The sequence below is a fragment of the Streptomyces sp. NPDC059853 genome, assembly GCF_042731495.1.
Taxonomy (GTDB): domain Bacteria; phylum Actinomycetota; class Actinomycetes; order Streptomycetales; family Streptomycetaceae; genus Streptomyces.
The window spans coordinates 1-11,914 of sequence record NZ_JBHWJL010000150.1; the positions used below are offsets into that span (position 1 = coordinate 1).

An 11,914-nucleotide genomic window follows, 5' to 3' on the forward strand; every position below is an offset into this window, starting at 1 on the left:
CCCTCCAGCAGCTCTACGGCGACGAATGGGGCGACGGGGCCACCGGCGGCGGCAGCGGCGGCGTCCCCCGCGAGGTCCTGGTCCCCGCCCTCCCCGAGGTCGCCGACGCCCTCACCGACTGGCTGAGCGAACGCCGCGGCTCCCGGGTCAGCCTCCGCGTCCCGCAGCGCGGCGACAAGAAGGACCTGATGGCCACCGTCCAGCGCAACGCCCAGCAGGCGCTCGCGCTGCACAAGACCAAGCGCGCCTCCGACCTGACCACCCGCTCCCGCGCCCTGGAGGAGATCGCCGAGGCCCTGGACCTGGACTCGGCACCGCTGCGCATCGAGTGCTTCGACATCTCCCACCTCCAGGGCGAGGACGTCGTCGCCTCCATGGTCGTCTTCGAGGACGGCCTGGCCCGCAAGAGCGAGTACCGCCGGTTCCAGATCAAGAGCTTCTCCGGCCAGGACGACGTCCGCTCCATGCACGAGGTGATCTCCCGGCGCTTCCGCCGCTACCTGCGGGAGAAGGAGAAGAGCGGCGGCTGGGTCGAGGAGTCCCCGGAGGGCCCCGAGCCCCCGGAGAACGGCCAGGCCGGGGCCGGGGAGCCGGCCGCCGCGCGCCCGGACGCCCACCGCGACGAGGACGGCCGCCCCAAGCGCTTCGCCTACCCGCCGCAGCTGGTCGTGGTCGACGGCGGCGCCCCCCAGGTGGCCGCCGCCCGCCGTGCCATGGACGAGCTGGGCATCGACGACGTGGCCGTCTGCGGCCTCGCCAAGCGGCTCGAAGAGGTCTGGCTGCCCGGCGACAGCGACCCGGTGATCCTGCCCCGCGCCGGCGAGGGCCTGTACCTGCTCCAGCGGGTCAGGGACGAGGCGCACCGGTTCGCCCTCCGCTATCAGCGCGGCAAGCGGGCACAATCGATGAAGAAGGGCCCGCTGGACACCGTCCCCGGGCTCGGCGAGACCCGCAAGAAGGCACTTCTGAAGCACTTCGGCTCGGTCAAGCGGCTGCGCGCCGCCTCGGTGGAGGAGATCTGCGAGGTCCCCGGCATAGGCCGCAAGACGGCCGAGACGGTGCTCGCCGCGCTCACCGAGCGCGGTCCCGCCGCACCGGCCGTCAACACGGCGACCGGCGAGATCATCGAGGACTGAGCCGGCCGCGCCGGCCCGGCCGCGTACGCCGGGCCACCGCACCACTCACACACCACACACCACACGGCGGGGGAAGAGAGACCATGACCGCACACAGCAGAGCCCAAGAACAGCCGGACCCCACCGCGGCCGCGGCCACCGCCGCCGCCGGCGAGGAGACCGGCCCCACCCCCGAACTCGTGATCATCTCCGGGATGTCGGGAGCCGGCCGCAGCACCGCCGCCAAGTGCCTGGAGGACCTCGGCTGGTTCGTCGTCGACAACCTGCCGCCCTCCCTCATCCCCACCATGGTCGACCTCGGCGCCCGCTCCCAGGGCAACGTCGCCCGGATCGCCGTCGTCGTGGACGTCCGCGGCCGCAGCTTCTTCGACAGCCTCCGGGAGTCCCTGGCCGACCTCGACACCAAGTCCGTCACCCGGCGCATCGTCTTCCTGGAAGCCTCCGACAACGCCCTGGTGCAGCGCTTCGAATCCGTCCGCAGGCCGCACCCGCTCCAGGGCGACGGCCGGATCGTGGACGGCATCGCCGCCGAACGCGACCTGCTGCGCGAACTGCGCGGCGACGCCGACCTGGTGATCGACACCTCCAACCTCAACGTCCACGAACTGCGCGCCAAGATGGACGCCCAGTTCACCAGCGGCGACGAACCCGAACTGCGCGCCACCGTGATGTCCTTCGGCTACAAGTACGGCCTGCCGGTGGACGCCGACCACGTCGTGGACTGCCGCTTCCTGCCCAACCCGCACTGGGTGCCGGAGCTGCGGCCGTTCACCGGCACCAGCGAGGAGGTGGCCGGGTACGTCTTCAACCAGCCGGGCGCCAAGGAGTTCCTGGAGCGCTACGCCGACCTGCTCCACCTGGTCGCCGCCGGCTACCGCCGCGAGGGCAAGCGCTATGTGACCATCGCCGTCGGCTGCACCGGCGGCAAGCACCGCTCGGTGGCGGTCTCCGAACGGCTCGCCAAGGTGCTGGCCGCCGAAGGCATCGAAACCGTCGTCGTACACCGGGACATGGGACGCGAATAACATGCCACGCAAGGCCGCCCGGCAGGGCCGGGACCCCGAGCGCCGGCGCACCGTCATGCGGAGCATCGGCCGCACCGGCCGCGCGGGGCGGCGCGGCGCCCAGCCCAAGGTGGTCGCCCTCGGCGGCGGCATGGGCCTGTCCGCCTCACTCACCGCGCTGCGCCGCATCACCGGCGATCTGACCGCCGTGGTCACCGTCGCCGACGACGGCGGCTCCAGCGGCCGGCTGCGCGACGAACTCGGCGTACTGCCCCCGGGCGACCTGCGCAAGGCGCTGGCCGCGCTGTGCGGCGACGACGACTGGGGGCGCACCTGGTCCGAAGTGGTGCAGCACCGCTTCAAGAGCGAGGGCGCGCTGCACGACCACGCGGTCGGCAATCTGCTGATCGTCGCGCTGTGGGAACAACTGGGCGATCATGTGCAGGCGCTCGACCTGGTCGGCAAACTGCTGGGCGCGCACGGCCGGGTGCTGCCGATGTCGGCCGTCCCGCTGGAACTGGAAGCCCTGGTGCGCGGCCACGACATCCGGCGCCCGCAGGCCCTCAGCCGGGTGCGCGGCCAGGCCACCGTCGCGCTGACCCCGGGCGAGGTGCTCCAGGTGGTGCTGGTGCCGCACGATCCGCCGGCCGTCCCGGAGGCGGTGCAGGCCGTGCTGGACGCGGACTGGGTGATCCTGGGCCCGGGTTCGTGGTTCTCCTCGGTGATCCCCCATCTGCTGGTGCCCGAACTGCTGGACGCCCTCACCCGGACCAAGGCGCGCCGGGTGCTCTCGCTCAACCTCGCACCCCAACCCGGCGAAACTGATGGCTTCTCCCCGCAGCGTCATGTGGAGGTTTTGGTACAACACGCCCCTAAACTCGCCTTTGACGTGGTGCTGGCCGACCGGGCGGCGGTCCCCGACCAGGAGAGCCTGCGACTGGCGGCCGAGCGACTGGGGGCCTCCGTCCAGCTGGCCCCGGTGGCCGCCGTCGGGGATCCGCTGACCGGCGGTGGCTCCGCACGGCACGACCCGGAGCTGCTGGCCGCCGCGTATGACCGGATTTTTCGTATGCATGGAAGGATCGGCCCATGGCGATGACGGCCGCGGTGAAGGACGAGATCTCACGGCTCCCCGTCACCCGCACCTGCTGCCGCAAGTCGGAGGTGTCGTCGATCCTGCGGTTCGCCGGCGGCCTGCACATTGTGAGCGGGCGGATCGTGATCGAGGCGGAGCTGGACACCGGCATCGCCGCCCGGCGGCTGCGCCGGGACATCCTGGAGATCTTCGGACACTCCTCCGACCTGGTGGTGATGGCCCCCGGCGGGCTGCGGCGCGGCAGCCGCTACGTGGTGCGGGTGGTGGCCGGCGGCGATCAGCTCGCCCGGCAGACCGGCCTGGTGGACGGCAGAGGCCGCCCCATCAGGGGCCTGCCGCCCCAGGTGGTCTCCGGGGCCACCTGCGACGCGGAGGCGGCCTGGCGCGGCGCCTTCCTGGCCCACGGCTCGCTGACCGAGCCCGGCCGCTCCTCCTCCCTGGAGGTCACCTGCCCGGGCCCGGAGGCCGCCCTGGCCCTGGTGGGCGCCGCCCGCAGGCTCCAGATCGCCGCGAAGGCCCGCGAGGTGCGCAGCGTGGACCGCGTCGTCGTCCGGGACGGTGACGCCATCGGCGCGCTGCTGACCCGGCTCGGGGCGCACGAGTCGGTGCTCGCCTGGGAGGAGCGCCGGATGCGGCGCGAGGTCAAGGCCACCGCCAACCGGCTGGCCAACTTCGACGACGCCAATCTGCGCCGCTCGGCGCGCGCCGCCGTGGCCGCCGGGGTGCGGGTGCAGCGGGCGCTGGAGATCCTGGGCGAGGAGGTCCCCGAGCACCTGGCGGCGGCCGGCCGGCTGCGCATGGAGCACAAGCAGGCCTCGCTGGAGGAGCTGGGCGCGCTGGCCGATCCGCCGCTGACCAAGGACGCGGTCGCCGGCCGGATCCGCCGGCTGCTGGCCATGGCCGACAAGCGGGCGCAGGACCTGGGGGTTCCGGGCACCGAGTCCAACCTCACGGAGGAAATGGTCGGCTGACCCCAGCCGCCCGCCCGGTCGCGCCTCCTGCCGTCCGCCCCCGGCCGATGTCACCCCTTCGGTCCGGGCGCGGTAGGGTCGGTTGTGGTCGGGGACGTCCCATACAGCATCGCCGGAATCCGCATCCGGCGTACCAACGAGGAGATCGGTTCGTGACGATCCGCGTAGGAATCAACGGCTTTGGCCGTATCGGCCGCAACTACTTCCGCGCGCTCCTTGAGCAGGGTGCCGATGTCCAGATCGTCGGGGTCAACGACCTCACCGACAACGCGACCCTGGTCCACCTGCTGAAGTACGACAGCATCCTCGGCCGCCTCAAGGAAGAGGTGAGCCACACCGACGACACCATCACGGTGGGCAACCAGACCTTCAAGACGCTGGCCGAGCGCGACCCCGCGAACCTGCCGTGGGCCGAGCTGGGCGCCGACATCGTGATCGAGTCCACCGGCATCTTCACCAAGCGTGACGACGCCGCCAAGCACCTGGCCGCCGGCGCCAAGAAGGTCCTCATCTCCGCCCCGGCGAAGAACGAGGACATCACCATCGTCATGGGCGTCAACCAGGACGCCTACGACGCGGCGCAGCACGACGTCATCTCCAACGCCTCCTGCACCACCAACTGTGTGGCGCCGCTGGCGAAGGTCCTGGACGAGAGCTTCGGCATCGTCAAGGGCCTGATGACCACGGTGCACGCGTACACCAACGACCAGCGCATCCTGGACTTCCCGCACAGCGACCTGCGCCGGGCCCGGGCCGCGGCGGTCAACATCATCCCGACCACCACCGGCGCCGCCAAGGCCACCGCCCTGGTGCTCCCGCAGCTGAAGGGCAAGCTGGACGGCATCGCGATGCGCGTCCCGGTGCCCACCGGCTCGGTCACCGACCTGGTCGTCGACCTGGACCGCGAGGTCACCGCCGAGGAGGTCAACGCCGCTTTCCAGACCGCGGCCTCCGGCGAGCTGAAGGGCATCCTGGAGTACACCGAGGACGCCATCGTCTCCTCGGACATCGTGAACTGGCCCGCGTCCTGCACCTTCGACGCCCAGCTCACCATCGCCCAGGGCAACCAGGTCAAGGTCGTCGGCTGGTACGACAACGAGTGGGGTTACTCCAACCGCCTCGTCGACCTGACCGTCTACGTCGGCGAGCGCCTGTGACCCGCTGATCGTTCCGACGGTCAGGGTCACAGCGGTCGTACGGGCACCGGCCGGCCGGCCGGCCGGGCCCCGGATCCGGCACGCAGGGCCCGCGAACCGCGCACCACGCGCGGCGCGGGCCCTGCGCGCGGTCCGGGCCCGGTCACCGGCTCCGGCACGGGCCCCGCCTCACGAGGAGCGCATCACACGTATGAAGACGATTGACGATCTCCAGGTCGCCGGGCGGCGGGTCTTCGTCCGCGCCGATCTGAATGTCCCGCTGGAGGGCGGGAAGATCACCGACGACGGCCGGATCAGGGCCGCCGTCCCGACGATCCGGAAGCTGGCCGCGGCCGGCGCCCGGGTCATCGTCGCCTCCCACCTCGGCCGTCCCAAGGGCGCGCCCGAGCCGGCGTACTCCCTCGCCCCGGTCGCCGCGCGGCTCGGCGAACTGCTCGGCGCCCCGGTCGCGTTCGCCTCCGACACGGTCGGCGACAGCGCGCGCGCCACCGTGGCGGACCTGGCCGACGGCCAGGTGGCGCTGCTGGAGAACCTGCGCTTCAACCCCGGCGAGACCAGCAAGGACGACGCCGAGCGCGGCGCTTTCGCCGACGCGCTCGCCGCCCTCGCGGACGCCTACGTCGGCGACGGCTTCGGCGCCGTGCACCGCAAGCACGCCTCCGTGTACGACCTCCCGGCCCGGCTGCCGCACGCGGCCGGCGGGCTGATCGCCACCGAGGTGGGTGTGCTCAAGCAGCTCACCGAGGACGTGCGCCGCCCGTACGCGGTGGTCCTCGGCGGCGCCAAGGTCTCCGACAAGCTCGGGGTCATCGACCATCTGCTGGAGCGCGCCGACCGGATCCTCATCGGCGGTGGCATGGCGTACACCTTCCTCAAGGCCCAGGGCCACGAGGTCGGCGACTCGCTGCTCCAGGAGGACCAGGTGCCGGTGGTGCGCGAGTACCTGCGCCGCGCCGCCGAGCGGGGCGTGGAGTTCGTGCTGCCGGTGGACGTGGTGGCCGCCAAGGCGTTCCCCGACCTCGCCACCAAGGCGCCCGCGCACCCGGTCGTGGTGCCGGCGGACGCCATCCCGGAGGGTGTGATGGGCCTGGACATCGGCCCGCGCACCGCCGAACTGTACGCCGCCAAGCTGGCGGACGCCGCGACCGTCTTCTGGAACGGCCCGATGGGTGTCTTCGAGCACCCGGAGTTCGCGGCCGGCACCCGCGGTGTCACCCAGGCGCTGCTCGACTCGCCCGCCTTCACGGTGGTCGGCGGCGGTGACTCGGCGGCGGCGGTGCGCATCCTCGGCTTCGACGAGACGGCGTTCGGCCACATCTCGACCGGAGGCGGCGCCAGCCTCGAATACCTGGAGGGCAAGACCCTCCCCGGCCTCGCCGCACTGGAGGACTGAACCATGGCACGCACCCCGCTGATGGCGGGCAACTGGAAGATGAACCTCAACCACCTCGAGGCCATCGCCCAGGTCCAGAAACTGGCCTTCGGCCTGTCCGACAAGGACTTCGACGCGGTGGAGGTGGCCGTGCTGCCGCCGTTCACCGATCTGCGCTCGGTGCAGACGCTGGTCGACGGCGACAAGCTGAAGATCAAGTACGGAGCGCAGGACATCTCGGCGCACGACTCCGGCGCCTACACCGGTGAGATCTCCGGCGCCATGCTCGCCAAGCTGAACTGCACCTACGCGGTGATCGGCCACTCCGAGCGGCGCCAGTACCACGGCGAGGACGACGCCACCTGCAACGCCAAGGTCAAGGCCGCCTACCGGTACGGGCTCACCCCGATCCTGTGCGTGGGCGAGGGGCTGGACGTCCGCAAGGCGGGCGGGCAGGTCGCCCACACCCTGGCGCAGCTCGACGGTGCCCTGGCGGACATCCCGGCCGAGCAGGCGGCGAGCATCGTGATCGCCTACGAGCCGGTCTGGGCGATCGGCACCGGTGAGGTCGCGACCCCCGAGGACGCGCAGGAGGTGTGCGGGGCGATCCGCGCCCGGCTGGCCGAGCTGTACGACGCGGAGCTGGCGGACGGCGTCCGCATCCAGTACGGCGGCTCGGTGAAGTCCGGCAACGTGGCCGCGATCATGGCGCAGCCCGATGTGGACGGCGCTCTGGTGGGCGGTGCGGCGCTGGACGCCGAGGAGTTCATCAAGATCGTCAGGTTCCGCGATCAGTAACGGTCCGGCCGTGCACTAGCGATACCCTGTCCGGGGGCCGGACCGGTGACGTCCTGCGTCTCCACCCGGCCCCCGACGCCCTGTACATTGTGTGTGTCCATCCGTCCGAGAGAGTTGGTCCCAGTCGTGGAATTGGCGCTCCAGATCGCCCTGATCGTCTTCAGCTTCCTGTTGGGGCTGCTTGTGCTCATGCACAAGGGAAAGGGCGGCGGCCTCTCCGACATGTTCGGTGGCGGCATGCAGTCCTCGGTGGGCGGATCGTCGGTCGCCGAACGCAACCTTGACCGGATCACCGTGATCGTCGGGCTCATCTGGTTTGTGATCATCGTGCTGCTCGGCCTGCAGATGAAATCCTGACCACCGCACGTCCCCGCGCCGGCGGGGACGGTTCCGGTCCGTCGTAACTCGGACACTGGACGTGCGTTGAGCCTTGCATAGACTGAGGCGACTTCTTAGCACGTGTAGTGAGGCAGGGAGTTACGACAGTGGCAGGTGGCAACGCGATCCGGGGCAGCCGGGTCGGCGCGGGGCCGATGGGCGAGGCCGAGCGGGGCGAATCCGCGCCACGGCTGCGGGTCTCCTTCTGGTGCGCCAACGGACACGAGACACAGCCGAGCTTCGCCAGCGACGCGCAGATCCCGGACACCTGGGACTGCCAGCGCTGCGGCTTCCCGGCCGGCCCCGAACGCGAGGCCCCGCCGGCCCCACCGCGCACGGAGCCGTACAAGACCCACCTGGCCTACGTCCGCGAGCGCAGAAGCGCGGCGGACGGCGAGGCCATCCTGGCGGAGGCCCTGGCAAAGCTGCGCGGCGAGATCTGAGCCCCGCGCACAGGCGGTGAAAGCTCCTTTACGCTATGGACACATGTGCTGATCATCTTTACGATGGCTGTTCATGTGGTCGCGGCGTGTGACGTATGGGGTGGGGGCGGGTCCGACAGCCCGCGCGGTGCTGATTCTGATGCTGGGCGCTGCCCTGGCACTCGGTCCGACGGCCGGGTCCGCGGTGGCGTCGGCGGAGGACCGCACGGCGGAACAGGGGCAACTGGTGCCGCCGGTGATCTCGGTGGCGCAGTATCCCGAGGCCGTTGATTCCGATCCTCTCGACCCCTGGTGGGACGGGGACGGCAAGCCCGGCTATGTCACCATCAGCTCCCCTGATCCCGAGGCCGACCTCTTCTGGTACGGGATCAACAGCGACCCCTCCGAACGCGGCAGCCTGCGCACCGTGGCCGGCGCCGCCAGGACCGTTCTGTTCACGCCCGACCAGCCCGGTGTGCACGTCATCAGTGCACGGGCCTTCGACACCTCGCGCACCAAGAACGCTTCTGCGACGCGCCACTACGTGGTGAAAGTGGACTCCGGCGAGTCGCCGCGGCTGATCTGGCAGATGACCGAGTCCGCCGACGCCCCCGCGCTCACCGCGGAGGCCGAGCCCCGGCGCGCCGTGGTGCGCGGCCGGGTGACCCTCGGTACCCCCGGCGTCAGCGGTGACGGGGCGCGGTTCGACGGCCCGGAGGGGTACGCCGCCACCACGCACCCCGCGGTGGACACCTCCCACAGCTTCTCCGTCGCCTTCTGGGCCCGGCTTCCCGAGGAGGGAGTCCAGCAGCCCATGGTGCCCGTGTCGCAGGGCAGCCCTCGCGGCAGCGGGATCGAGTTCACCGTGCGGCCGGGAGAGGACGGCTGGGGCTTCTCCCTCGCCGCCGACAGCAGCAGGGGCGCCGCCCGTGTCGAGGCCGGGCAGGGCGAAGCCGCCGCGCGAGGCGTCTGGACCCATGTCACCGGGGTCCACGACGCCGAGTCGGGGCAACTGCTGCTCTACCTCGACGGCCGGGCCGCCGGCTCGGTGCCGTTCACGACCCCCGAGGATCTGCGGGGGCCGGTCGTCCTCGGCGCGGCGCTCGATGTCAGTACGTACCGGGACCACTTCCGTGGCGATCTCGACGAGGTCCGCTTCTACGACTACGCCCTGACCGCCGATCAGGTAACGCTGGTCACCACAGGGCAGCCCCTCGACGGGGGCGCCCGGGCGGCCAAGATGGTGTGGTCCCTGGAAGAACGCCCCGGTGCCACCGCCCTCGTGGGGCGGAGCGAGCCGGTCCTGGCCACCCTCCACGGGGATGCCCGGCCCGGTGTGCCCGCCCGCAAGGACACCGTGCTGCAACTGGACGGGGTGAGCGGGTACGCCGCCACCGACCGGCCCGTGCTGGACACCGCGCGCTCCCATACGGTCGCCGGCTGGGTCCGGCTCGGCAACGCGGACCAGGACGCCGTACTGATCGCGCAGAACGGCGCCCACCAGCCCGGGATCGCCCTCGGGTACGACGAGGACGACGGATGGTCCGTCCGACGCGCCGCCCAGGACACCCCCGATGCCGAGGTCATCCGGCTCGCCGCTGGACCCGATGCCGCCGATCCCACCGAGTGGACCCATGTCATCGGGGTGTTCGACGCGCACAGCGGGGAGTTGCGGCTGCACCTGAACGGGGAGAAGGTCGGCACCGTCTCCGTCGGGGCCGGGTTCACCGCGACTGGGCGGGTCACCATCGGCGCTGCCGACGGGACCGCCGGAACGGCGCGGCATCTGGCAGGACAGGTGGATGACCTGCGCTTCTACGACCGCAACTTCTCCGACTACCAGGCCCGTCAGCTGTACTGGGTCAGCCAGCCGTGAACACGGACGGGCGGCACGCCGTCGTTCGGGGTGATCGGCTAGCTTGGGCCGGGTGACAGAGAACAACAACGGCGCCGGGCGTCGTGGCAGGGTGGACCGGTCGGGGGAGTGGCGCGCGCTCGGGGAGCACCGGGGCGCGGTGGGGGAGGTGTCGCTCCGGGAGCTGTTCGCCGAGGATCCCGGGCGGGCGGGGCGGTACTCCCTCGATGTCGGTGATCTCCATGTGGACTTCTCCAAGCAGCTGGTGACCGACGAGACGCTGCGGCTGCTGCGCGAGCTGGCCGCCGCCCGGGGGGTCGCCGAGCTGCGGGACGCCATGTTCCGGGGCGAGCGCATCAACACCACCGAGGACCGGGCGGTCCTGCACACCGCGCTGCGCGCCCCGCGGGAGGCCGTCATCGAGGTGGACGGCGAGAACGTCGTCCCCGCCGTGCACGCCGTGCTGGAGAAGATGGCCGCTTTCGCCGACCGGGTGCGGTCGGGGGAGTGGAAGGGACACACCGGGGAGCGGATCACCACCGTCGTCAACATCGGCATCGGCGGCTCCGATCTCGGACCGGCCATGGCGTACGAGGCGCTGCGGCCGTTCACCGCGCGGGACATCGGCTTCCGGTTCGTCTCCAACGTGGACGGCGCCGATCTGCACGAAGCGGTGCGGGACCTCGATCCGGCGCGGACCCTGTTCATCGTCGCGTCCAAGACGTTCACCACCATCGAGACCATCACCAACGCCACCTCCGCGCGGCGCTGGCTGCTCGACGGTCTCGGGGGGGACGCCGCCGCCGTCGCCCGGCACTTCGTGGCGGTGTCGACGAACGCCGGCAAGGTCGCCGAGTTCGGCATCGACACCGACAACATGTTCGAGTTCTGGGACTGGGTCGGCGGGCGCTACTCGTACGACTCGGCCATCGGGCTCTCGCTCATGATCGCGATCGGCCCCGAGCGGTTCCGGGAGATGCTCCGGGGGTTCCATCTGGTCGACGAGCACTTCCGCACCGCGCCCGCCGAGGAGAACGTTCCACTGCTGCTCGGGCTGCTCGGCGTCTGGTACGGGGCGTTCCACGACGCCCAGTCGCACGCCGTGCTGCCCTACAGCCACTACCTGTCGAAGTTCACCGCCTACCTCCAGCAGCTGGACATGGAGTCCAACGGCAAGCGGGTGGACCGGCAGGGCGAGCCGGTCAGCTGGCAGACCGGGCCCGTCGTCTGGGGCACCCCCGGCACCAATGGGCAGCACGCCTACTTCCAGCTGCTGCACCAGGGCACCAAGCTGATCCCCGCCGACCTCATCGGGTTCGCCCGGCCCGTCGCCGAGCTGGCGCCCGATCTCGCCGCGCAGCACGATCCGCTGATGGCCAATCTGTTCGCCCAGGGCCAGGCGCTCGCCTTCGGCAAGACCGCCGAGGAGGTCCGGGCGGAGGGCGTCGCCGAGGACCTGGTGCCGCACCGCACCTTCCCCGGGAACCGGCCCACCACCACCATCCTGGCCACCGAGCTGTCCCCGTCCGTGCTGGGTCAGCTGATCGCCCTGTACGAGCACAAGGTGTTCGTCCAGGGCGCCGTCTGGGACATCGACTCCTTCGACCAGTGGGGGGTCGAGCTGGGCAAGGTCCTGGCCAAGCGGGTGGAGCCCGCCCTCACCGAGGGGGCCGAGGTGCCGGGACTCGACGCCTCGACCGGGGCCCTCGTCGCCCGGTACCGGGA

General features: G+C 71.6%; 11 protein-coding genes. All 11 read left to right on the forward strand.

Annotation, left to right across the window (positions count from 1 at the left end):
- Positions 1 to 1,136, forward strand: a 1,136-nt coding sequence (uvrC, locus tag ACFV5N_RS16890) for an excinuclease ABC subunit UvrC (RefSeq protein WP_385599962.1), incomplete at its 5' end; no start/stop codon positions are given.
- Positions 1,137 to 1,219: 83 nt separating this feature from the next.
- Positions 1,220 to 2,161 (forward strand): RNase adapter RapZ, encoded by a 942-nt coding sequence (rapZ, locus tag ACFV5N_RS16895; RefSeq protein ID WP_385599965.1) that lies wholly within the window; start codon positions 1,220 to 1,222, stop codon positions 2,159 to 2,161.
- Positions 2,162 to 2,216: 55 nt separating this feature from the next.
- Positions 2,217 to 3,239, forward strand: coding sequence for a uridine diphosphate-N-acetylglucosamine-binding protein YvcK (yvcK, locus tag ACFV5N_RS16900; RefSeq protein WP_385599979.1), 1,023 nt, complete (start codon positions 2,217 to 2,219; stop codon positions 3,237 to 3,239).
- Positions 3,230 to 4,207 (forward strand): DNA-binding protein WhiA, encoded by a 978-nt coding sequence (gene whiA / locus ACFV5N_RS16905; RefSeq protein ID WP_019433814.1) that lies wholly within the window; start codon positions 3,230 to 3,232, stop codon positions 4,205 to 4,207. The genes yvcK and whiA overlap by 10 nt, the downstream gene beginning before the upstream one ends.
- Before the next feature lie 152 nt (positions 4,208 to 4,359).
- Complete coding sequence (gene gap / locus ACFV5N_RS16910; protein WP_385599967.1) at positions 4,360 to 5,364, forward strand: type I glyceraldehyde-3-phosphate dehydrogenase; 1,005 nt, start codon at positions 4,360 to 4,362, stop codon at positions 5,362 to 5,364.
- Positions 5,365 to 5,554: 190 nt separating this feature from the next.
- The gene (locus ACFV5N_RS16915) at positions 5,555 to 6,757 is read left to right on the forward strand and encodes a phosphoglycerate kinase (RefSeq protein ID WP_385599970.1); all 1,203 of its coding nucleotides are present in this window, start codon (positions 5,555 to 5,557) and stop codon (positions 6,755 to 6,757) included.
- 3 nt (positions 6,758 to 6,760) lie between these two features.
- Positions 6,761 to 7,534, forward strand: a complete 774-nt coding sequence (gene tpiA, locus ACFV5N_RS16920) for a triose-phosphate isomerase (protein ID WP_385599973.1) — start codon at positions 6,761 to 6,763, stop codon at positions 7,532 to 7,534.
- Between the two features lie 132 nt (positions 7,535 to 7,666).
- Positions 7,667 to 7,891 (forward strand): preprotein translocase subunit SecG, encoded by a 225-nt coding sequence (secG, locus tag ACFV5N_RS16925; RefSeq protein ID WP_019433818.1) that lies wholly within the window; start codon positions 7,667 to 7,669, stop codon positions 7,889 to 7,891.
- Positions 7,892 to 8,019: 128 nt separating this feature from the next.
- Positions 8,020 to 8,355 carry an RNA polymerase-binding protein RbpA gene (locus ACFV5N_RS16930; protein WP_019433819.1) on the forward strand — a complete coding sequence of 112 codons (336 nt, stop codon included), beginning with the start codon at positions 8,020 to 8,022 and terminating at the stop codon, positions 8,353 to 8,355.
- A 127-nt stretch (positions 8,356 to 8,482) separates the two neighbouring features.
- Entirely contained in the window at positions 8,483 to 10,210 is a 1,728-nt protein-coding gene (locus tag ACFV5N_RS16935; protein ID WP_385599976.1) for a LamG domain-containing protein, read from the forward strand.
- 91 nt (positions 10,211 to 10,301) lie between these two features.
- The coding region (pgi, locus tag ACFV5N_RS16940; protein WP_385599982.1) for a glucose-6-phosphate isomerase at positions 10,302 to 11,914 on the forward strand (1,613 nt) is incomplete at its 3' end.